This window comes from Zhongshania aquatica (assembly GCF_027257955.1).
GTDB classification, from domain to species: Bacteria; Pseudomonadota; Gammaproteobacteria; order Pseudomonadales; family Spongiibacteraceae; genus Spongiibacter; species Spongiibacter aquatica.
This window is the reverse complement of sequence record NZ_JANZNQ010000035.1, coordinates 1-23468: the sequence shown is the minus strand read 5'-3', so window position 1 is coordinate 23468 and position 23468 is coordinate 1. Positions and strand designations below refer to the sequence as shown.

General features: G+C 46.9%; 19 protein-coding genes and 1 pseudogene. 7 read left to right on the top strand and 13 right to left on the bottom strand.

Annotated elements, in window-relative coordinates:
* A pseudogene (locus tag O9X78_RS18890) lies at positions 1-391 on the bottom strand (cation transporter); the annotation flags it as partial.
* 79 nt (positions 392-470) lie between these two features.
* Here O9X78_RS18890 and cadR point away from each other — a divergent pair.
* The gene (gene cadR, locus O9X78_RS18885; RefSeq protein WP_123181271.1) at positions 471-869 is read left to right on the top strand and encodes a Cd(II)/Pb(II)-responsive transcriptional regulator; all 399 of its coding nucleotides are present in this window, start codon (positions 471-473) and stop codon (positions 867-869) included.
* A gap of 202 nt (positions 870-1071) precedes the next feature.
* On the opposite strand, the gene O9X78_RS18880 is transcribed toward cadR, so the two are convergent.
* The 5 genes from O9X78_RS18880 to O9X78_RS18860 form a co-directional block, all read right to left on the bottom strand.
* Positions 1072-1437 carry a hypothetical protein gene (locus O9X78_RS18880; RefSeq protein ID WP_123181029.1) on the bottom strand — a complete coding sequence of 122 codons (366 nt, stop codon included), beginning with the start codon at positions 1435-1437 and terminating at the stop codon, positions 1072-1074.
* A 115-nt stretch (positions 1438-1552) separates the two neighbouring features.
* Positions 1553-2134, bottom strand: coding sequence for a c-type cytochrome (locus O9X78_RS18875; RefSeq protein WP_269621287.1), 582 nt, complete (start codon positions 2132-2134; stop codon positions 1553-1555).
* Positions 2135-2195: 61 nt separating this feature from the next.
* The gene (locus O9X78_RS18870; RefSeq protein ID WP_123181028.1) at positions 2196-2489 is read right to left on the bottom strand and encodes a hypothetical protein; all 294 of its coding nucleotides are present in this window, start codon (positions 2487-2489) and stop codon (positions 2196-2198) included.
* A gap of 51 nt (positions 2490-2540) precedes the next feature.
* Entirely contained in the window at positions 2541-3386 is an 846-nt protein-coding gene (locus tag O9X78_RS18865; protein WP_123181027.1) for a copper resistance protein B, read from the bottom strand.
* Positions 3383-5218: a copper resistance system multicopper oxidase gene (locus O9X78_RS18860; protein ID WP_123181026.1), complete on the bottom strand. Its 1836-nt coding sequence runs from the start codon at positions 5216-5218 to the stop codon at positions 3383-3385. Before O9X78_RS18860 ends, O9X78_RS18865 begins: the two co-directional genes overlap by 4 nt.
* A gap of 175 nt (positions 5219-5393) precedes the next feature.
* Here O9X78_RS18860 and O9X78_RS18855 point away from each other — a divergent pair, with 175 nt between their 5' ends.
* Together O9X78_RS18855 and O9X78_RS18850 are read left to right on the top strand one after the other, a co-directional pair.
* Complete coding sequence (locus tag O9X78_RS18855; RefSeq protein ID WP_123181025.1) at positions 5394-6086, top strand: heavy metal response regulator transcription factor; 693 nt, start codon at positions 5394-5396, stop codon at positions 6084-6086.
* Positions 6073-7494 carry a heavy metal sensor histidine kinase gene (locus tag O9X78_RS18850; RefSeq protein WP_435056068.1) on the top strand — a complete coding sequence of 474 codons (1422 nt, stop codon included), beginning with the start codon at positions 6073-6075 and terminating at the stop codon, positions 7492-7494. The genes O9X78_RS18855 and O9X78_RS18850 overlap by 14 nt, the downstream gene beginning before the upstream one ends.
* Before the next feature lie 114 nt (positions 7495-7608).
* Here O9X78_RS18850 and O9X78_RS18845 read toward each other — a convergent pair whose 3' ends face one another.
* The 6 genes from O9X78_RS18845 to O9X78_RS18820 form a co-directional block, all read right to left on the bottom strand.
* Positions 7609-8466, bottom strand: coding sequence for a sterol desaturase family protein (locus tag O9X78_RS18845; RefSeq protein WP_269621286.1), 858 nt, complete (start codon positions 8464-8466; stop codon positions 7609-7611).
* A 71-nt stretch (positions 8467-8537) separates the two neighbouring features.
* The gene (locus O9X78_RS18840; RefSeq protein WP_269621285.1) at positions 8538-9293 is read right to left on the bottom strand and encodes a helix-turn-helix domain-containing protein; all 756 of its coding nucleotides are present in this window, start codon (positions 9291-9293) and stop codon (positions 8538-8540) included.
* Positions 9294-9593: 300 nt separating this feature from the next.
* Positions 9594-12779, bottom strand: coding sequence for an efflux RND transporter permease subunit (locus O9X78_RS18835; protein WP_269621284.1), 3186 nt, complete (start codon positions 12777-12779; stop codon positions 9594-9596).
* Positions 12773-14800 carry an efflux RND transporter periplasmic adaptor subunit gene (locus O9X78_RS18830; protein ID WP_269621283.1) on the bottom strand — a complete coding sequence of 676 codons (2028 nt, stop codon included), beginning with the start codon at positions 14798-14800 and terminating at the stop codon, positions 12773-12775. Before O9X78_RS18830 ends, O9X78_RS18835 begins: the two co-directional genes overlap by 7 nt.
* Positions 14797-16218 carry a TolC family protein gene (locus O9X78_RS18825; protein WP_269621282.1) on the bottom strand — a complete coding sequence of 474 codons (1422 nt, stop codon included), beginning with the start codon at positions 16216-16218 and terminating at the stop codon, positions 14797-14799. Before O9X78_RS18825 ends, O9X78_RS18830 begins: the two co-directional genes overlap by 4 nt.
* A gap of 81 nt (positions 16219-16299) precedes the next feature.
* Positions 16300-16671: a hypothetical protein gene (locus O9X78_RS18820; protein WP_269621281.1), complete on the bottom strand. Its 372-nt coding sequence runs from the start codon at positions 16669-16671 to the stop codon at positions 16300-16302.
* A 525-nt stretch (positions 16672-17196) separates the two neighbouring features.
* On the opposite strand from O9X78_RS18820, the gene O9X78_RS18815 reads away from it, so the two are divergent.
* From O9X78_RS18815 to O9X78_RS18800, 4 genes are all read left to right on the top strand, one after another.
* Positions 17197-18429, top strand: coding sequence for a tyrosine-type recombinase/integrase (locus O9X78_RS18815; RefSeq protein ID WP_269621280.1), 1233 nt, complete (start codon positions 17197-17199; stop codon positions 18427-18429).
* A gap of 244 nt (positions 18430-18673) precedes the next feature.
* Positions 18674-19441 (top strand): site-specific integrase, encoded by a 768-nt coding sequence (locus O9X78_RS18810; protein ID WP_269621279.1) that lies wholly within the window; start codon positions 18674-18676, stop codon positions 19439-19441.
* 6 nt (positions 19442-19447) lie between these two features.
* A complete protein-coding gene (locus O9X78_RS18805; protein WP_269621278.1) occupies positions 19448-19669 on the top strand; it encodes a tyrosine-type recombinase/integrase in 222 nt (73 codons plus the stop codon).
* Between the two features lie 1249 nt (positions 19670-20918).
* Complete coding sequence (locus O9X78_RS18800; RefSeq protein ID WP_219043708.1) at positions 20919-21716, top strand: SprT-like domain-containing protein; 798 nt, start codon at positions 20919-20921, stop codon at positions 21714-21716.
* 10 nt (positions 21717-21726) lie between these two features.
* On the opposite strand, the gene O9X78_RS18795 is transcribed toward O9X78_RS18800, so the two are convergent.
* Positions 21727-23358, bottom strand: coding sequence for a Tn3 family transposase (locus O9X78_RS18795; protein ID WP_269621277.1), 1632 nt, complete (start codon positions 23356-23358; stop codon positions 21727-21729).
* Between the last annotated feature and the right edge of the window lie 110 nt (positions 23359-23468).

Genomic DNA, 23468 nt, shown 5'->3' with positions numbered 1-23468 from the left:
TGGTTGCGTTAATCGCAAGTAACCATTTTAGGATGGTACCTTCTTTTAAACTAGCCTCTTTTGCTGACGCCATCACTTGCGACAGTTCATCGTGGTCTAAATTGTGAGTATCTTTAATTTTCGCGCCAAGGCTAAGCGAATCCAAACGAGACTGTATGGCGACAAGGTTGCCACTGTGAAATACCTTTAGCATGCGGTTGGGCGTGTCAAATTCTAGAACTACATCCGGTTCAATGCCCTCTAGAACCATCTGAATTAAACGTTCCTCAGAAGGGCAATCCATTTTAGAAACCACAAACTCGCTAACGTAGATTTTATCAGGCTGCAGAGTGCTGATACTGCCTTGATCATTGGTATTCTCTGCAGATTGACGGTTGCCAGTCAGTGTCATTGCGCCGCTCCTTTTACTTTGAATCATACATAGCCTAAACTCTATGGTTACTATAGAGTCAAGTGTTAAGGTGGGATTGGTGAAAATTGGAGAGCTAGCTAAGTTAACTGGGTGTTCTGTGCAGTCCATCCGCCACTATGAGAAAGAAAAACTATTGGCCTCGCAGCGGCGCAGTGACGGCAACTTTCGCTTGTATGATTCGGCGACGGTAGACCAGCTAAAATTTATCAAGCATTGTCGAAGCCTTGATCTTTCGCTTGCCGAAATTCGGCAACTTATCGCGCTAAATCAGCAGCCGGGAATAGGATGCGATGATGTGAACAGAATGGTTGATAGCCATATAGAGCAAGTTGCACTTCGAATAAATGAGCTACAAGACCTCCAAAACAAATTGATGACGCTTCGAAATAGCTGTTCAAATCAAAGTACTGTTAAAGAGTGCGGGATTCTTCAAACTTTATCGGTAACTCGAAAATAACTTGAGAGTTAATACACTCACTCCACTATTATAAGCTTGCCCATGCCAGGTGATAAGGAAGCGACCGCCGAATTGTGACAGCGGTAGCGATCGAGAAAATTGTATTTAGCCGATTAGATTAGTGCGTACAAAATACAGGGAGTCGTTTGAAGCTTCCTGCTAGAGCTTGTTGACTGCGCTAGACGCAATTTACGAACCATCACTATTGATTAAGTAATGTGTCAGTTTGCTGTAATGTGTTTTTTAACTGCGCTAGTGATTCTTCTACACTTTTAATGTAGTCGAAAGAGTACTTGCTCATTTTTTCCTTGATATGAGGATAATCGCTAGCCATCAAATTTCGTATCATAAGTATTTTACTTTCCATGGCGGTAATTTGGTCTTGGAGATTTTCTATTTTTTGCCCTGAGTACTGTAATTGATCAAATTCGGACTGTCGGGTCGCAATCGTCTGATCTTTTTTGTGAATTTCCTTAACAGGGTCATGTGCTGAGTGGGCTGCGGCGAAAAGGGGGCTAAGGATGAATACTGCCAGCATATATTTCAAAGTATAATTAGCGCTTGCCATGGCTATTTCTCTGGTTGTTAGTAGAGTTTTTAAATGTCATCACAGAAGGGTAGTGCGGTATTCATATTGAATTATCGAGTGTATAGCGTTAATTGGAACATTGATTAGGCAGTAATCAATGTTCCTGTTTTTTGGTGTTGTCACTACGTGCAGTGAGAACCTGGTACTGCCCAGTACTTAGTTCAGGTAATCGTTGTAAAAATGACACCATATTCCATATACGCTCATCGTCATGCCCAGGTGCCCATGATGGCATGCCAGATGCTTTGATACCGTGTTTAATAATCCAGAATTGGCGTTGTAAAGCATAGGTGTTGTCATCGTGGCCGCCATCATGGCCATGATCATCACCCTTCTGTGCTAGATTGGGTGGGGCGGGGTAGAGGCCCAAAGTAAAGTCGCTTTGGTTTTTGCCGGGTTTCAGGTGGCAGCTGGCGCACATTGCATTGTAGTCAGCAGCGCCTTTTAGCAGTCGCTCTGATGAGGCTAGATCATTGGGAACCTCAATCGCACTTGCCGCTCGGGCGATCGAGCGTTCTCGCATCGTTTCGAGCCCCCAATATGTTATGCCATTGTGCGGCACATCAGCTCCCATAGGGTAGAGACCAGAGTAAAGGAATGCTAGACCGCCCAACATCGCGACAACGGCGGTAATCATCAAACATTTACCACAGCGTAGAAATTTGTTTGCGGCCATAGTATTTCCAAATCGTCTAAAGAGTTAATGAAGTCTTGCTGGGTGACTCGAAATAGTTATATCAGTGATTATGGCCAGCCTGTTCCGTGCTACTTTCATTTTCGTGTTGCTCCGGTTTATCGCCTTTAGGCGCTTCACTGCCACTCATACCTTCCATGTCGCCCATGCACTGTTTCATCATGGCTTGCATAACAGGGTCGTTCACATCCATTTTGCCGTGATCCATATTTTCCATGGCCGCGCAATCTGGCTTTTCTGCGTTATTCATGTGCTCTTTGGGATCATGAGCCTGGGCTGATAAAGTAAAAGCCAGCGTAGAGATTGCAATTGACAATGTTAAAAATTTTGAGCGCATTGGAATAATCCTTAATCTTTGAGTTGGGAATATGAGGAATCGATAATTTAATTAAAACCAGAACCGAAGGCCTGCTACTAATTGCGTATCGTTAATGTCCTGTCCTGCAGCTTGTCGATAATCAGCGGTACCGCCATATGCGTCCGACCACTCCACGCCGACATAGGGCGCAAACTGGCGATTTATTTCATAACGCAAGCGCAAGCCAATAGATGCAGTCGACAAACCACTGCCGAGGCCATTATTAGGATCATCTTTACCGTAAAGATTAAGCTCCGCGCGAGGCTGTAATATTAGCTTTTGTGTTAGTAGTAATTCGTATTCTGCCTGAATGTTCAGTGCTGTACGTCCATCGTCACCGAGGTAGGCGGTAGCGTCTAGCTCAAACCAATACGGCGCTAAACCTTGGATGCCCGCAGCGAGCCATTGGCGATCACTACCTTCGCTGTACTGGTCGAGGCGCACACCTAACTGAGTATCAAAGAAGACGCTGATAGCGTGACTCCAGAGTAGATCTGTCTGACTTTCTTCCAATTGACCACCGTTAGTATCACCTTCAGCTTTTACAACGAGACTATCGTAAGTAGTGCCATACCGAGCTAAAAGGTCAAAGGTCGTATTGCCACTATCCTCGCTGTATTCAAGGCGGTCGCCTAATACAGAAAGGAAAGCATGTTCGTCAGCCAGTTTTAGTTGCCTTGGGCCTTGTTGGGCATATGGGCCTTCGGTAAGCGTATAGCCATCTGAATAAGCATGTGGATCACGAGCATCTTCGGGTGCACTGCCACCTTGCATTTGCATCTTTTCACCATCCATTTGGGCCCATGAGGCCGATGTCGTAAAAATAGCTGTAACTGCCACTAGGCTGATGACGTTTTTCATTTTCGTTTTACTCATGACACCACCACTTCGCGGAACATCCCCGCATCCATATGAAATAACAGGTGGCAATGCCACGCCCAGCGACCAAGGTCATTGGGCGTTGTTAAAAAGCTGATGCGTTGCGATGGCTGAACCGGAATGGTGTGGCGCCGAACCCGCAGCTCACCCTTGTCGGTTTCGAGTTCACTCCACATGCCGTGTAAATGCATTGGATGCGTCATCATGGTGTCATTTTGCAGAATAACCCTAACGCGCTCACCGTGTTTCAACGACACCGGTGTGCTTTTACCAAACTCCAAACCATCGAATGACCAGCTGTAGCGCTCCATATTGCCAGTGAGGTGTAGTTCAAGTTCTTTGGTTGGTGTGCGGTGATCATCCAGCAGCCCGTTAATCGATTTCAGGTCGGCTAGGGTCAACACTCGTCGGCCGTTATTACGCAAACCGATACCTGGATCATCAAGATTGGTGCGCGGTGTATCCACTCGCATATCTACCGACGCGCCGTATTCACTACTGGCATGGTTGACAGTGCTAGAGGGCTTGGCCAACGGGTTCTTTGGCTGGTGATTCATGGCCGAATGATCCATACCCTTCATACCGTCCATGCTGCCCATTCCCTGCATACCCTTCATCGAGCCATGATTCATTCCTTCCATACCTTTCATCGAATCATGATTCATGCCGGCCATGCTGCCCATTGCACCCATCATGTCTGACATCGTCAGCCACTCTGCCGGATCAAGCGCAGGGACTGGCGCGGATAGACCTTGCTGCAATGCTAATGTGCCTCGGGCATAACCGGTGCGATCCATACTCTGGGCAAAGATCGTGTAGGCATCGTCTGCGGGTTCAACCAATACATCGTAGGTTTCGCCGGGGCCAAAGCGAAATTCATCGACGGAAACCGGTTCGACATCTTGGCCGTCGGCCTGAATGACGGTCAATTTTAAGCCGGGAATACGCACATCATAAAAGCTATTGCTTGCCGCATTAATAAAGCGCAGGCGTATGCGTTGCCCTTTCTGGAACAGTCCCGTCCAATTACCATTAGGCGCTGTACCGTTCATGAGGAAGGTCAGCGTGGCCGCCGATAGATCGTTTAAGTCGGTGGGATTCATGCGCATCTGGTTCCACATCTGACGCTTTTCCAGTGCGCCCTGTAAACCGACCTTTGAAACATCTTCACTAAAGTCAAAGAAGGTGGGCTGATTGAAATTGTAGACATCGCTCTGCATTTTCAATTTACTGAAAGCGCGCATAGGGTCTTCGTCAGTCCAATCTGAAAGTTGCACCACATAATCCTGGTCAGAACGGTGTCTTTCGCCTGCTCTAGGCTCAATGATTAGTGCGCCATACATCCCCGTCATTTCTTGAAAACCGGAATGGCTGTGATACCAGTAGGTACCGCTTTGCTTTAGGGTGAATCGATATGTGAAGGTCTCTCCGGGCGCTATGCCTTTGAAACTGATGCCAGGCACGCCATCCATTTGGTAGGGTAGAAGAATGCCATGCCAGTGAATGGAGGTGGCTACCGCCAAGTGATTGGTGACGCGAATTGTCACTTCATCGCCTTCGCGTAGACGCAAAGTAGGGGCGGGTATCGAACCGTTGATCGTTGTTGCCATCCGTGTCACGCCGGTAAAGTTGACGGGATTTTCGGCAATAACAAGATTGATTTCACGCCCACTTAGAACAGGTGTTTGCCCCTGTGCCACTTTGCTGCTCATTGCTGCCTGCAACCAAGTGGGTGTTGCCGCCAGTACGCCGCCAGCCGCAAGGCCTTGTACAAAGCGACGACGGTTTGGCTGCAAAGATCGTTTTTGTTGGGGAAGCCATTGGCTCACGGGCAACTACCTCATGCATTTAGTGATTTGTGTTCGTAATACTAGAGACCTACACCTGTCACTCGCATGACTTAAAGATTACAAAGCTGTAATCTTTAAGTCATCTTGGTGTTGGAAAGCCTCATCCATAATGTTTATCAAACTGACGTAAGCCAAACGACGGAGCGACGCAATTTTGCGGATATTGGTAGTGGAAGATGAACTCAAGACCGGCGATTACTTGCGCCAGGGGCTTTCTGAGGCGGGGTTTATGGTCACGCTAGCGCGTAACGGCCTCGATGGCCACCATCTTGCAATGACGGAAGTTTTTGACCTGATGGTGTTAGATGTCATGTTACCCGATGTTGATGGCTGGCGAATTATGCAGTCCCTTCGGGAAGCTGGTCGGCAAACTCCAGTACTTTTTCTTACCGCCCGAGATAGCGTCGAAGACCGGGTTAAAGGACTTGAGCTTGGCGCAGATGATTATTTGGTTAAGCCATTTGCCTTTGCTGAGCTACTAGCTAGAGTTCGCACCTTGCTGCGCAGAAGTGCAGCGCCTGTGCTTTCAGATCAAATTACTATTGCAGACCTCACCTTAGATCTTCCGCGCCGCCGGGCTAGCCGTGGAGGTAAAAAAATTAGTCTTAGCCACAAGGAATTCTGCCTGTTGGAGCTTTTAGCGCGTAGAGAGGGCGAGGTATTACCACGATCTTTGATAGCCTCCCAAGTTTGGGATATGAACTTTGATTCCGATACAAACGTTATTGACGTTGCGATTCGCCGTCTGCGTGCCAAAATCGACGACGATTTCCCAGCAAAGTTGATTCACACTGTGCGTGGCATGGGCTACAAGCTGGAGATCGAAGACGATAATGATGTGGCTTAGTCGAGTTAAGCGTCGCCCTTTATCGCTAACAACAAGAGTGATGGTCTTCGTTGCCCTTGCCATCGGCCTAAGCCTATTCATGACTGCACATCTTGTTCAGCAAGCCGTCAAACGTCACTTTGCTGAGCAGGATGCCGATGAGCTCATTGTTATTACTCAGGCCGTGGAGCGAGCGTTACGGGCAGGCGCAGGCGACATCCCGCGGCTACCTGAAGTGCTATCCCACGCGGTTTCAGGGCATCATGGCGTATATTTCCAAGTTTGGGGCCCAGACGGACAACTTATCTACGGGCCGAATGCTGACGAACTGCTCACGCCAGTGACTCTCTATACGCCCGTCTCCCGTATTTTAGCGGCTAATTTACATAGCTGGAAGGCAGGGGGAAATGCTTATCGAGGTGCCATTACCCAAGCTCTAATTAGTGGCCAGAAATATCGTATTGTCGCGGCCATTGACATGAATTTCCATATCCGCTTTCTCGATAATTTTAGGCGCAGCCTGTGGCTTATTATGACTTTAGCTGGCGTCGTCACGTTGTTGGCCGCTTGGTTTGGCGTACATCAGGGGCATGCGCCGCTACGCGGCTTAAGCGATACTATGCGTGATGTCCAAGCGGATCGCCTGCATGTGCGGCTTGACCCAGATATTGTTCCGGGTGAGCTTCAAGCACTAGTCAATTCATTCAATTACATGATTGGCCGTTTGGAAGACAGCTTTGCTCGACTTTCGCACTTTTCTGCTGATATCGCCCACGAACTGCGTACACCCTTAACAAATTCCATTACCCAAACCCAAGTGGCGCTTAATCGGGCCAGAAACTTGGAGGAATACCAAGAGTTACTATACTCAAATTTAGAAGAACAGGAACGCTTAGCGAAAATGGTCAACGACATGCTGTGGTTGGCTCAAAGCGAACACGGTTTACGTAATCCAGTACGTGAGTGGCTGGATCTCGGGCATGAAGTGCGGGAGTTATTTGACTTTTTTGAGGCTTTGGCAGAGGAGAAACAGATTGTTCTGGCTTTAGACGGAAGCACACCCATGCTGAGTGGCGATCGGGCTATGTTGAGGCGCGCCATATCTAATTTGCTATCAAATGCATTGCGATATACACCGGCCGGGCAAACAATTAACGTGAAACTAAAAAAAACAGATGATGCATGGGTAGAGCTCCGTGTTGAAAACCCCGGTTTAAAGATCCCCCCAGAACATCTACCAAAAATATTTGATCGATTCTATCGCGTTGATCCTTCGCGTCAGCGTCTCAGTGAGGGAGCTGGCCTAGGCCTGGCAATAGTTAAGTCCATTGTTGAAGCTCATGGTGGTCACATCGATGCGTTCTCAGATGACGAAATCACGCGTTTCTCAATTCGCTTGCCCCTAGTTACTAAAGACATAGACGCCTAAGTGTGTCGATTGCCCGTGTGTGAAGTCGTCTGAAAAATAATGACCAGTTTCCCATAACTTTTCTATGCTTTTCATGTTTTCACATAGTACAGATAAGTACTGCGGGTCGGCGGTTCAGCCAAGGCGCTTGAACGGTGCTAGCATTTGTGGAATATAAGCTACGGGATAATCCGGCGCGGTTCCGATGCCCAGATCTTCTGAACGGATAACTCTCTCTTTGTCATAGTACGCAGTGCCTAAGAGATGATCCGTTAACGTTGTGAATAGACCGAAATTGACATCGCCGTCTTTTGCCGTATTCAGGTGGTGGAAGCGATGAACTTGATTGATAGCCAGAACATATCTGAGCGGCCCTGCGAAATAGGCAACATTGGAATGTTGCAGTAACAGCTGAATAACCACCGCAACAACCAGCAGCAGTAAGACTTCTTGTGGAACGCCTATCAAGAGTAGCGGGGCAGTACCTGCAAGGGTTTCAATGGTTTGATGCAAGGGGTGTTTCATAAGACCGTTAAACCCATACATACGTTTCACACTATGATGTACTGCATGTAGCTGCCACAGCGCGCTGTACCTATGACTGGCGTAATGTGCCAGTGTAATGCCTATATCGGCGATGATCACCGCCAACAATACTTGCAACCACAGCGGTGCGTAGGAGGGCCAAATAGAATTAAATGGGATGTAACTAGCAATGATTGGGACACTTAATACGCCGACAATACTCAGTGATTCATTGACTAAGGCATGAATAACATCACGCACCGAGTCTGCTTGAGGCTTGTTGAATTCGGGACTAAATGGCATCCATTGTTCAATTAAGAACGACACAGCGATGAGTAAGCCGACCCATGCAAGCAAGGCTAATTTGGAATAATCTTGCCCCGCCATATAAATAGCAATGCCATTTCCTACGATCAGAAAGAAAGGCAAGTACAGAACTTTGACAAACATTTCCCAGGTGCTTTTCATAAGCAAAAACTTCCAGAGCTAAAGAGCGCTTAGTTTGTCATTTTTCAATGGCGAAACATTGAACGAAAAAGCTATTTATGTAGCAGCAGTTGTTTAATGGTTGTAGCACTGACGCCGAAGGCCAGCGTTACTGCTCGGCAGAAGTGGGCCTGATCAGAAAAACCAGATAAGAGTGCTGCATCGGTGAGAGGCATTCGCCGCGATAGTTCAAATCCGACCAGCAGTTTAAGCCACTTCCTGTAACTGCGTAATGGCATGCCTGTTTGCTCTGTAAACCAATGAGAGAATCTGCTGGGGGAGAGATGTACCAAACTCGATAAGGTTTTCTGCGTGGTATTGTTGCCGCTACTAATATCATCTTTAAGTGATGCTAAAATGATATTCAATCGCTCGTCTGGAGTGTCACTGAATTGACAGCGACATTGTTTGTCGAAGCTTATTAACGCTCCTTGGAGGTTCTTTGCTTTAGCGAAGCGCATTACATACTCGGATGAAATTTCTTCATCCAGTACGGATATAGACCATTCCTCTACGGCTATATGTGCTAGCAGTGTTTTACAAAAATCATGTGTTGGGTCGATATAGATGCATAATACATGCGCGGTTTCTAGTTGATGAGCGGTACCTGCAGGTATCCATAGCCCGCGTTCGAAATATCGTGTTTTGTCAGATTGCAGCGCTATTGGTTCTTCTAGGCCAATAGCGATTTGATGAGCCCAATGTCGGTGAGGTTTGTTGTCGCCCGAGGCGCCAAGAAATACCCCCATGCCTGCAGTTATGGCCGTCGACCCTAGCCAAGGCTGTGATAAAAATTGTTTTTCATGCATTTTTTCGAGTCCTCAGTACTTATCGTTGCCCCAATATTTCGCCCCGGTATCTTTAATAAAATCGTTGAGGGTCAGCGTAAATCGCTAAATTTATATAACGGCCAGCTTGCGCCTTCTGCAGAAGAATTCTAATGGATCAGCAAACCTTAATATTTCCCACCTCATTCAATTAGAGTGGCCGACTTTAAATTGAAATTCACTCAGGTTCCATTGTGATACGATATTTCGGAGGGTGACTTGCTGCGAACTTATAATAATGCCGAGTAGCCTTAACTACCCGGCCAGCGTTAAACAGTAATGTTATGGGGATTCGATAGTGGGCCCAGCTCTTTTAGTCGCTTGCTTCCAGATCACGAACAACGCAGGAAAAACCACTAAGACCATAATGAGTGAGGTCGCAACCCCGCCCACCATCGGCGCGGCGACCCGTTTCATTAGATCAGCGCCACTGCCATTACTGAGCATGATTGGCACTAAGCCCATGAGTAATGCGAGCCCGGTCATTAATTTGGGGCGTAGCCGCTTGGCTGCACCATCGACCACTGCCTCGGTAAGGTCATGAAAGGTGTTGAGCTGCCCGTCATCACGACGTTGTCGCCAAGATATATCTAAATACAGCATCATCAGTAGACCAAGCTCAACCGCTAAACCGGCCACGGCTATCATGCCTACGGCCACGGCGACTGATATCTTGTATTCCAGCATCCACAAAAACCACAAACTACCTACTAAAGAAAAAGGCAACGCGAGCATGACAATAAGCGTTTCGATTAGCGATTTTCGATGAAAGTACAGCATCATAAATATCAGGCCGAGGGTCATCGGCACGAGAATTTCTAGACGCGATTTTGCACGCTCGTAATTTTCGAACTGCCCAGCCCAGGCGAGGCGATAGCCAGTGGGGATGTCGACTTTTTCATCAACCACTTTTTTTGCTAGCGCGACGTAGTCCGGAATGCCGATATTGTCGGCAACGTCGACAAAAACAAAGCCGACTAACTGACCGTCTTCATTGCGAATCATTGGTGGGCCTTTGCGATACTGTAACGTCGCGACTTGGCTTATCGGGATTTGGCTACCATGGCTGGTAGTGACGTAAGTACGCTCTAAAGCAGCTATCGAGTCGCGATAGTCACGGTTATAACGCATTAAAATATTGTATCGCTCACGTCCTTCAACCGTTTGCGAAACCACCTTGCCACCAATGGCCATCTCAATAACATCTTGAATATCAGCAACATTCAATCCGTACCTAGATGCTGCGTCTCGGTCAATATCAAAGTCTAAGAAGTAGCCACCCGTGGTACGCTCGGCAAATGCGCTTCGCGTAAAGTCAGTGGTACGACTATCACTTTGTAGTGCACGTTCGATCGCGGTCGCGGTGCTTTCAATCGTCGCGAGATCCGGCCCAAACACTTTTATGCCCAATGCCGAGCGAATCCCCGTAGCGAGCATTTGTGTGCGTGTCTGAATGGGCATCCACCAAATATTGGGCATGCCGGGGAAGCGTAACTTTTGATCCATCTCGGCGATTAAGCTATCCCAGTCCATTCCTTCGCGCCATTCGCTTTTCGGCTTGAGGGTAATATTGGTTTCAATCATCGATAGTGGCGCGGAGTCAGTAGCACTTGTTGAGCGACCAATTTTGCCAAACACCGTTTTTACTTCCGGGAATGTCATTAGTTCTCGGTTCATTGTGTGGAGCGTCTTTTGAGCTTCACTAATCGACATGCCGGGTAGGGCTGTGGGCATATACAAAATACTACCTTCATTCAATGGCGGCATAAATTCACTACCAAGTCCACGGAAGGGGATGATCGCAGACAGCAGCACGATGACGCCCACTCCCACCACCAGCCAGCGACTATTTACCACCCAGCGCACCACGGGCGCATATAGCGCAATCAAACTGCGATTTAACCAACTGTGTTCGCCGCGAATACGGCCGCGAATAAATAAAACTGCTAGAGCGGGTATCAGAGTAACGGACAGTAGGGCTGCAAAAAACATGGAGTAGGTTTTGGTGTAAGCCAATGGTTTAAAAAGCCGTCCTTCACTGCCTTCAAGGGCAAACACCGGCAAAAATGACACGGCAATAATTAATAGTGCGAAGAAAATGGATGGCCCCACTTCTTGCATCGCGGCAATGATGACGTCTGTCCGGCTCTGTGAATTATCAGTTTGCTCTCGCCACAGTGCGAGACGGCGGTGTATGTTTTCTACAATGGCGATCGCCGCATCGACCATCGCGCCAATGGCAACCGCAATTCCGCCTAGCGACATAATATTGGCTGTTAATCCTTGGTAATACATAGGAATAAACGCTAATAATATGGCAATGGGTAGGGTGATAATGGCGACTAGCGCCGAGCGCAGATGCAGCAAAAACACAATAATAACGAGCGAGACGATGAGGATCTCTTCACTCAACGTTCGGCTTAAGGTATCGATAGACCGTTCAATCAGGCCGGAGCGGTCATACACGGGGATAATTTCAACTCCCTCAGGCAGGGATGCTTTAACCTCCTCCAAGCGAGCTTTAACCCGATTTATAACGTCTAAGGCATTTTCGCCAAAGCGCATTACCACAATGCCGCCAACAGCTAAGCCTTCGCCATTAAGCTCGGCACTGCCGCGCTGCATTGCTGGCCCTAGTGATACGGTCGCAATGTCTGACACCTTTACAGGAATACCATCGCCGGTTGTGCTTAGCACCACGCTTTCCAGATCCGCCGTTGAGGTGATGTAGCCTCTACCACGAATAAAATGTTCGTGGCCTGATATTTCTAACACCCTGCCACCCACATCATTATTTGAGCGTCGTAGCGCAGCGGCGACTTTTTGTAGCGGAATGTTATAGGCAGCCAAACGATCAGGGTCGATATTAACCTGATATTCTTTTTCATATCCGCCAACGGATGCCACTTCCGCAACACCTTGTACCGCCTCCAGCGCATAGCGTAAATTGAAGTCTTGCAGGCTGCGCAATTCCGAGAGGCTAGTGTTCCCCGTTTTGTCACTAAGGGCATATTGATAGACCCAGCCGACACCGGTCGCATCCGGCCCTAGCGTTGGGGTAACGCCATCGGGTAAATCCGCACTGGCGCTATTGAGGTATTCTAATACGCGCGAACGCGCCCAATAAATATCGGTGCCATCTTCAAAGATGACGTAGACAAACGACAACCCCATAAAGCTTTGGCCACGCACAAATTTCACTTCAGGTGCTGCGAGCAGGGTAGTGCTTAACGGGTAGGTGATTTGATCTTCCACTAAATCGGGACTGCGCCCAGGCCAGTCGGTAAAAACAATGACTTGGGCGTCTGACATATCGGGAATGGCGTCGAGAGGGGCGGCCATGAGCGATCGCCAACCCCAGAGTGATGCTCCCACACACAGTAGTATTGTGAGTAGCCAGTTACGGGCACAAAAACTAATTAGCGACGCAAGAAAGCCCTGCGGATGATTGTTTTGAGAATTTACCATTGCGCAATCCCCGTTTTCAGTTTCGCTTCAGCGGCAATTAAGAAATTACCAGACGTGATTACCTGTTCACCGCCGGATAAGCCCTCTGTAATTTCTATCCAGCCTTTTGTTCTTTGGCCAGTGTTGACTAAAACGGGTTTTATTTTTCCCTCGCTACCTAAATCCACAAAGACAACACGGGTTTCTCCCGCAATCATGACGGCCTCGTCTGGCACCCAAAGGCGCTTGCCTAATTTCCTGCTGAAGTGAACCTGAGCATACATATCAGGCCTTAGCTCGCCATCGCTGTTATCGAGAATCAATCGAATACGTGTGGTGCGGGTGAGGGGGTTGACGCTCGGATAAATGTAATCAATATTAGCGTTGTATTCTCGATCACTGAGGTTTTGCATACTAACGGTAGCGGACATTCCCTTTTCCAGTAACGGCAAATCCGCTTCATAGACCTCCGCCTCAACCCAAACATTCGAGAGATCAGCCAATTGCAGCAGCGTACTGCCCGCTTTTGCATAGCTGCCACTCACGATGGATTTATTCACCACCACACCACTTTTCTCGGCGTAAATTGGCAGAAACTCGATTGGCGTACCGCGCTGCTCTAGTGCGCGTATGTCAGCATTAGAAATATTCCATAGACTTAAGCGGGAGCGGGCGGCCTTTAGCAAGCTGTCGTCTGATCCACGACTTGCTAATCGACCTCGAGTTTCTAAATACTCTTGTTGTGCTGATAGCAGTTCTGGACTGTAAACCGTGAACAGTACTTGGCCACGCTCGACACGGGCACCAATAAAATCCGCTTTTAACTCACCAATCCAGGTATCGAATTTCAAATTTATTTCGCTAGCACTGTGCTGGTCGTAGGCAATACGTCCCACCGCCGTGATCGATTTACTGAGCTCTCGATATTCTGCTGTCGCCGTTTTTACGCCGATTAATTGTCTTCTGCGAGCATCAATACTAATGACTCCAGGCTGCGTTTGTTGTTTGCTGACCGGCACTAAATCCATGCCGCAGATAGGGCAAGATCCCGGGGCGGCCGCGCGGACTGAGGTGTGCATAGAACAGGTGTAATGCGAAATTCCCGCAGGTGTTGCTGTTGCGGCATGTAACTCGCTGCTACCAGTTTTGCCGGTCAGAATTAAATCGCCGTGGCCCAGTAATTCGCTGGATACGTCGATAGCAAAGTCGTAATCCCCTGCTTGTGGCAGGACAATTGTGCCGTGGTAACGGCCATCCGTACTTGGCAGCAATGTCACAAGGGCGGGATTGTCTTGCGCTGGAGTGCCCTCGGCACTGTGGTTTGTCATCGACTGCTCAAGTACTGATTTGACTAACAGGCGAACATCAATATTGTTCAGCGCATTATTATGTCTATCCTGCACAGTAATTATCAGCGGATTATCACCTTGGCGGAGTTCGGCATTTTCTAATAACGCCACTTTGATAAGGTATTTTCCAACGGTATAGAAACCTTGCTTATTTAAACTAAGGTCGACACCTGACGTAGAGGGGAATGTGGCTTGGTTGTCGTTGACGGGCATTTCACCGGCCATTGATACTCCGCCGCTACTGATTGTGAGGCCTGACCGTCCCGTCGCCATATCAAAACTGAGATCGGCTGACTTATTGTCTTTGCTGATCTGTAATTTTAATGGCCATTCACCGCGCATAGCGAGGTCGAATTCAGCTGTGTAAAGGCCGGGAGAAACCTCATTAAATACCACGGGAGCCCGCATTGATGGCATGCTGCCCATTGCGGCCATTTCTGCCTGCCCGCGAATTGTTGCCTCGGGAATAGGGTTTCCCTTGGTGTCCCTCAATCGCAAAATGGCAGTGTTGTTGCCCACTGCGGGGAGGTCATCCTTGAATGCAATGGCGATGTGATAATCGTCCGTGCGATATTCTTTTGCGTCATTCATTTGCTGAGTGAAGGCATCGGTAGATGAACGATAAACATAGCTAAAATAACTTAAAGCCACGACCAAAATAATAATGATGCTGACAAGCAATCGCTGTTTCATTGTGCGTGCTCCGAGGTGATATATGTTTTGATATTTGCGGTAGCGCTATTTTGCCTCGTCGCCATGTTGGCGTGCTGCTGGCTATTTTTTGGCAAGGCCAACGGCCCGCCGAGCGCGTTCTCAAGTGCGGCTTTAGCAATTTGGTAATCAGCGCGAGCGCGCTGTAAGCTCAATTCGGCATCGAGATGAACTTGCTCGGCGCTTATCAATTCACTAAAACGGCCGCCCCCTGCACCATAAGCAGCGCGCGCCGCACTTAGACTCTCGGCTGTTCTCGGCAATAAATCGTGTTCATATAGGGCTATGGTATGCAGTGATTCGTTGACGAGGACACGGGCTTCTTCTAAATCCCCTAGCACCTGTGAGCGCAGCTCATCTAATTCAGATTGCCAGCCAACGGTGTTCGCCCGGGACTCATCCCTAGCGGCGCGATATTTATCCCGCCCTAGTGGTAAGTTAATACCAATACCGACTACCCAGCGTTTGGCCGTTTCATCCCAAAGGGTGTTATAGCCAGTGAATAATTTAAAATCCGGATAGAAATCTTTGTCAGCAAGTTGTTCCCTATCGCGACTCGCTGCTATTCGTTGCTCGGCAGCTGTTAGACCGGGGTGCTGACTCAGGGCGATAAGCCGTAGCGTATCGAAATCAGGGATTGCCGTTGGCGGGGGGAGAGCGTTTGAAAGCGCAATGTCTGCGGTTGTACTGCGATTGAGCAAGGTGTTTATTTGCGCACGCAGGGTCGCCATTTGCCGTCGCAATTGAACGCTTCGGTGGCGAATATGCTGAAGCTCAACCTCTGCGAGCAGCACGTCTGGTTGATTAGTTATCCCCGCGGCGTAGCGAGCTTCTGCCACGCGACGAAGTTCATCAACTAAGGTGCTATTGCGCTCATTAATGATAATAGCCTGATGAATGTAGTTCCACTGCGCATAGTAGCTGAGCGCCACTGTACGTAGCTCTAGCCGCCGCAGCGCGAGATTACCATGCTCCGCCTCCGCTTCTTTAGTCGCCGCGTCGCCGCGTAAACGAAGCTTTCCCGGCCATGGAAGCGTTTGCGTTAATTCCACTCGAACATTGTTGCCGCGCCCGTTCGGCGAGTTGTAACCGCCGATAGTGTCGGGGGCAACCGCAGTAAACAGCTGTGGGTCGGGCAAGGCAGTAGACTGAACGATTCGTGCTTCAGCCCCCCGAATAGCGGCTTCAAGGGCAGTTATTCCAGGGTTGGCACGCAGCGCTTCATCGACGAGTGCTTGAGCCGACATTACTGAGTCCGATGACGATGACAGGCTTACTGAGTGGGTGTATTCCTCAGCAGCATACAGTGCTGGGGCAAAAATCAGGGGCAAGGCTGCGACGACCGCGACAACAAAACGTCGGGACAGGGCGGCGATACACCACCAATATTGGGCGAACATAATCAATCCTCATAAAATACCTGTTGAATGGCGCTATAAATAGGCCAAACCGCGCACCGTTAACCGATGCTTATTAGTAAATTATGAAAATTTCGGGGGTCTGAGCAGTAAGCGCTGAAACGCAGGGGTGGGCGGTAGGGGGAGGGCGAATGTCGGCGTTGTAGGTTTTTTTTCAAGCGTAGCGATAGGAAGGAGTGGTAGGAAGCTTGGGGTTAACCCACCAATACCACAATCGATGTTTTCGCAGCTATTATTGCTATCCACACAGCAGCAGTTTGTCGGTGTATCGCAATCACTTTGCATGTCACTAGTATTATGCATGTTCGGCGTCATATGGTCAGCCGCAACGGAAGTTGTTGGATCGCAATAAGCTGCCTGCAATACATTGCCCCAGCCGGAAGTCGTAAACAACATCAGCGAGAAGATCAGTATATAGGTGAGGCGCTTTTTCATGTGGCTATTGTAATCTTAGCTTGCTTTAGGTGCAATGCGCCCATTTTAGCGAGGCGTTAAACAATGTAGGGGACCTGATCTTAATCTGGGTCGGTAAATTCCAATATTGCCGAGCCACCTCGTACTGCAAGGGAAACGGTCGTCACCTTCGCATTTAGATATCGACGTGTGAGATCAAGAATTGAATTCTATATAAGTTGTAGACTTTAGACTCTGAACTTAGACCGAACCTACTGACACAGTGCCTATGCACAAGGTATGCAACGCAACGTGAATGCCCGTTAATGTGTTTCCAGACACATACGTTTTTCCACTTTACATGAAAAGGGCTATTTCGGAGATAACCTGAAGTTACATAAGAGATTGAACATTCCGCTCAATTAGCTGGGGAGTATCCGAGTTCGTCATATCAACTAGCACGTGATAAAAAATCCGATACGGTGCAGTATTGGAAATAGAGTGTATAGGGTGCTAGAATGCAGATAGCCGATTATATGCTCTTATCTGTAGATATCAGGAAAATCCATGGCCATTCCTAAACCCGTCCCGCTGTACCCGACATACAAAGACCTCAAAGAGGTAAAGCTTGAAGAGTTTCCTGATCTTGCCGCCTTGTTAGCCGACGCTGACCAATGGAAAGCTAAGGCGTGGCTCTGGGGCCAGGAGTTTCTATCTTATATCGGTAGAAACAAGTCAGAACACACATATACTCGATTTCGTTCTGATATCGAAAAGTTTCTACTTTGGGCGTTTCTTGTTAAGGATAAGCCCATTGACGAATACCGAAAAGCCGACATTCTCGAATACGCAGATTTCTGCTGGAGACCGCCATTAACTTGGATATCGCTATCTAATGTTGAAAAATTTCATATGAAAGGTGGTCTTTACACAAGTAACACTGAATGGGCACCTTTCAGGCTGATGGTCGCCAAGGGTGACGAATCCAAGCCCGATAAGAAAAAATACCGCCCCTCGCAAGAAACCTTGCAGGCGACGTTTACCGCGATTAATGCTTTCTATAAGCATCTAACTGATGAAGAATACTGCTACGGTAACCCAGTACAAATTGCCAAAAAAGATTGTCGATATTTAATCAAAGATACACAGGTAAAGGACGTAAAACGCTTAACGGAAGACCAGTGGAATTTCCTGCTGGAGGTTGCTCATACTATGGCCGATGACGACTCGCGATATGAGCGAAGCCTGTTTCTAATTGCATCATTAAAAACCCTTTTTCTGCGCATTTCTGAGTACTCAGATCGCGCAGAATGGTCGCCCACCATGAGTCACTTTTGGAAGGATAATGACAATAATTGGTGGTTGAAGATCTATGGTAAGGGTCGAAAAGTCCGAGATATTACGGTTCCACCGAGCTTTCTAAGGTATTTAACGCGCTACCGGCTCTACCGAGGCTTAAATAAGCTGCCTGTACCTGGTGAAAACCACCCTATTATTGAAAAACTCCGAGGCCGTGGGGGAATGACGGCGCGACAATTATCAAGATTAGTGCAGGAAGTATTCGACCAAGCGTACGAACAAATGAAGGCACGTTATGGTGAAGACAATGCTAGTAATTTTAAAGAAGCGACGTCACATTGGTTGCGGCATACAGGTGCGAGTTTAGAGATTGAGCGCGGCCGCTCACTTAAAGATGTATCCGAGGATTTGGGCCATGCGAGCATGTCTACGACTGACACCGTGTATGTTCAGGCAGATGACAAAAAGCGTGCAGCTAGTGGTAAAGAGCGGAAAGTTTAGCTGAGTAAAACTCATCATTTTTCAGTAAGATACTGAATATTCTGAGATAAAATGGTCAAAATTACTCAGTACCCCTAAAACCTCTACTCAATGCTTAAATTAAGATAATTTCTTTTTAAATCAAGGCATTACTGTAGCCTATCGCTGAAATAGGCTTAATCCCGACCAATCCCCTACCTACACGCGGTTTCGAAATGAAACTGAGCGCTTCCTGCTGTGGGTCTTTCTGTTCAAGGAAAAGCCCATGGATCAACTTCGCAAGTCAGATATCTTGGACTATGCCGATTTCTGTTGGCAGCCGCCAACTTCCTGGATTTGCCTAGCAAACTACGACAAATTTCTCCACACCGACGGCTGCTTTACCCAGAACCCCGATTGGGCGCCGTTCAAACTAAAATCACCAAAGAACGGCAACCCTGACCAGAAGCCCGACAAAAAGAAATATAAGCCGCCACAGGAGACTCTGGCTGCGACGTTCACGGCAATCATTGCTTTCTATAAATACCTGATGAATGAGGAGTATCTGTACGGCAATCCCGCCCAAATTGCCAAGGGCGACTGCCGGCATTTCATCAAAGATGCCCAGGTCAAGGAAGTCCGTCGTTTGACTGAATCGCAATGGCAATATGTGGTTGATGTGACCCATGAACTGGCTGAACAGGTCCCTATTTTTGAGCGCAGTCTATTCGTGATCTGCGCCCTAAAAACCCTGTTTTTGCGTATATCGGAGCTCTCTGAGCGGCCAAACTGGTCGCCGGAAATGCGTCATTTCTGGCAGGATTCTGACGGAAATTGGTGGCTTAAAATATACGGCAAGGACCGGAAATTGCGGGATATCACCGTTCCCAACAGCTTTATTCCGTTCCTGAAGCGCTACCGAGCCTTTCGCGGGCTAAGCCCTTTGCCAGGGTCCGGTGAAAGTCATCCCATCGTTGAAAAAATACGTGGACAAGGCGGTATGACGTCCCGCCAACTCACTCGGATTGTGCAGGAAGTGTTTGATAAGGCTTAAGAGAGAATGCGCGACGCAAAAGGCGAAGACAATGCCCGCAAGTTGAAGGAAGCGTCGTCCCACTGGCTAAGACACACCGGTGCCAGCATGGAAATTGAGCGCGGTCGGGCCTTGAAAGACCTTTCTGAAGATCTTGGTCACGCCAGTATGGCCACTACTGATACTGTTTATGTGCATACTGAGAACCGCCTACGGGCAGAAAGCGGGAAAAATCGCAAGGTCAATTAAATTGACTCTACGACCATCCAAGCTAAACTGAAGTTTGTCTGGTGCATTACCGCCAAGATATGGAAACGGAAGCAAACAGGGAGATTAGCAATGCCGCATTTCTGTGTGAATAAAAATGCCCAATCTAATGGCGATCATGAAGTCCATCAAACATCGCCATCCATCTGCAATAACTTGCCCGACCATATAAACCGCGAAAGCTTGGGTGAGCACCCTACATGTAGCGGCGCTGTCCAAGTGGCCAAAAGAAACCATCCTACATGGCGAGTAAATGGATGTGCTTATTGTTGTCCTACCTGTAACACAGGTTGAAACTAAGTAGTTCTATCTTTACAACTTCTCATGGTCAATGGGCGTTGCAGCTTTCAGTCTTAACGCCCCAATCCTTTCCAGCCAAAGAAAGACCTCAATTCTTAAACTCATATCGAAATACCCTACCTAGTTACAACCAATAATTACTATTTTTCAATGGGTTCCGGAAATTAATGTTGGCAATAGTCTAAATCCTTAGAAAAGCACAGCGAGAGCTCGTGTTTCACGAAATAATTTGATAGGAAGTGGCTAGCACCCCGTCTACGTTCAGACAGAAAACCGTGTCCGGGCGGAAAGAGGGAAGGCACGGAAGGTCTGACGAGACCGAGACAACACCTCATCCGTGAGCCGAATAATTGGATATTCGGCTCACGGGGAGCCCTTCAAATACTCAAGCAAGAATTTTGAGCCACACCTAAAAACAACACAACAATATCCAATTAAATCAATAGGATAAAGGCAAACGATGAGAGTTATAGGGCGAATTTAGTAAAATACCCTAACTAGGTCTGTGGAGTTGAAAAACGAATCCCATGGACCATTTTCGTCAGGATTATCGGTCGTTGTCTGATTATGAGTCTGATTTTTGCCACGATTCATGGAGGGCACCTTGTCAGATTAAAGCCGTATGTATTTTATGGCACTGCGAAAAAAGTTTTCCTAAACATCCTTGGAGAACCTAATCTCGATTACCCCCTTATAATTCAATGAGATAACCAGGATTCCAAAATATGATGGTGGGCTAAACTATTCAGTACCCTCAGCTTATTAACGGTACGATACTTCGCTGGCAAAGGTTCAAAACACCAAGTTTAAACTTTTATGTATAATCGTACTCAAGGTAGAAGAAAGGTATTCCTAGAAGGAATAATTCATCTTGTTTTAATAACCAAAAATAGGATTTTGTGTAAAGTACGATACGCACAAATTTTAACCAATGGCTGAAATCAGCGAAGAAACATATAAGATTTTTGAGACTGCCTACGCGTTCTTTAATGCTAGGCTTTTTGAAGGTGCTTTGCCGAAATGCCTTATTACCTTCCAAAGGCAAAGCCGACTTATGGGCTATGTTTCCTTTAATCGATGGAAAAATAAGCAACATGAATCCATCGATGAACTTGCGATAAACCCAGAATATTTCGCCAATTTTCCGTTAACGGAAATCCTTCAGACATTATGCCACGAAATGACCCACGTATGGCAAGCCCACTTTGGGTCGCCCACGAGAAATGGATACCACAACCAAGAGTGGTCAAGAAAGATGATTTCACTTGGTTTAATGCCATCATCAACAGGCAAACCTGGCGGAAAGACGGTTGGCCAAGGAATGCTAGACTATGTCATCGAAGGTGGACTTTTTGAAAGCGCCGTAAAAGATATAATCCGAGAAGGTTTTGAACTGATTTGGTTTGATACCGTTTCAATTATCCCAAAACCCCCATCACAAACGGCTTCAAAAAATGTATCTCTATCTTCCGTGGCGGCGGATACATTGAGTGTAAGTTCAAATCATGTGAAAGAAATTGACTTGGGCGTGGATATGGATGCTTTTACAACAGCCATAGAACAGTCTTTACTCAGCGATCTCCCCTGCGAAATCGTGACGTCCCGGCCAAAAAAAGCTTCAAGTAAGACTAAGTACTATTGTACGAATTGTTTTTCTCAGGTTTGGGGAAAATCAGGGCTAAATATTGTTTGCGGCACTTGCATTAAACCATATATACAAGATACGTAACTAAAACCCATCATGCATTCAATATATTAAGCGACAAATCCAAAATAGACGGCAGCTTAATTATATCGTCCAGAGAGTACTCGCCATTAAAGACTAAATGCCCCCAGGCAACCGGTGAGATCTTTTTTAACATCTCTATGTAAAGCTCCTTTTTCTCCCTTTCGAATCTCGTAAGCGCGTTGGACAAGAGAGCAGAATTATAAAAAATAATACAATTTGCAAGCAGCCGAGCGCATGAATACCAAATATCAATTTCTCTGTCACCTTGTCCGCGAAAATTAGATTGCCCATTCACTTTCGAAATTGCCCTTTGTAATTGATGATACGCTTCTCCCCTGTTCAACGCTTTCTGTACATATCGCTTTAAATTATCGTCGTCAATGTACTCTAAAAGGTAAATAGCTTTGACTAACCTGTCATATTCTCGTAAGGCATCCAGCATCCGATCAGATTCTGTTGATCGAGATATTTTTTTAACAATTTCATATTGACGAACTTCTTTTTGATGTAATGAAATGCATATTCGTTGAGTATGCTTCCAGCCTTCTATGATCTTTTTATCATCAATCGGCTTCGCTAATTCAATGGAGAATCCATTTTCTGTTTCGCTAACGGAGAACAGTTTATCAAGTTCACTACCAACATCTTTGTAGCGCGGGGCAAAAGTCCAGCCAAATAAATCTAACAGTGCGAAGTTACATTTGTTTGTTCCATGTGTGTCCGTAGAGAGAACATCTGGTTGTAGCTGACTAGCATTATTATAAAGAAGATCAAAGGTATAGTGAGACTCGTGATGATTCAGAGGCATGATCTCAATGTTTACTGGGACGTGGTTTATCGATAGTGTAAGTGCTGACAGTCCTTTTCCTTTCCCAAAATCTTTGCTTGAATAGCGTGTTCGAACTGTATTCCTCTTAGATCCAAATTTTTGACCATCAATACTCCCATGAAGAACATCGGGTCGAAAGTTGTAATATTTAAATATTTCCAACTTTGATATTTCGTCACTTATACAATCTGCCGCATTTCCTAATGCTGGCTCCCTAAAATAATTTGCTTCGAAATTTTTGAGTTCATCGTATGAAAATGGACAAAGATCCGCCATTTTATGAACACCAAGTCGAGTCGCATTTGCAATTAAACAAGATATAAATTTTCCGGAAAAATCTGAGTCCTTATGGCGGTACTTCATGTGCTTTATTCTATCGTAGAAACCAGTTTCGCGTGCGACGATTGCGATAACAGACGAAATTCCTTGTTTTGGTAGATTTGAAAAAATCCGATCATTGACCTCATTTCTACCTTTCAGTTGTTTTACAGTCCACGTTTTTTTACCGCTTGCTGTGGTTAAAATAACTGACTCATTCTCTCTGCTATTGATTCGCTCAACCACCCTCCTTTTTAGCGTATTAAATTGTTCACGCTTCATAGCAAGCAGTTCTTCTATTGGCATATCGAGATTCGCTGAGTTGATTGCCTCAATCATGGTATCGCCGTCATTTTCGAACAAATCAATATCAACAAGAGATTCCACTAAGGGGGAAAATTCGGAGCTGTTTTCTACTCCCCAATGTGATTTATAGAGGCGACTAGCAATTAAACGATAGGTATAATACTCCGCTCTGTGCGTATTCCGGCCCAACCTGATCACCGCCTGCGACGCAACGTGATCACCTGTCGCGAACGAACGTGATCACTCATTGCGATTCAAAGTGATCACTTTACGGGACTTATCGCAACGGGTGATCAGGT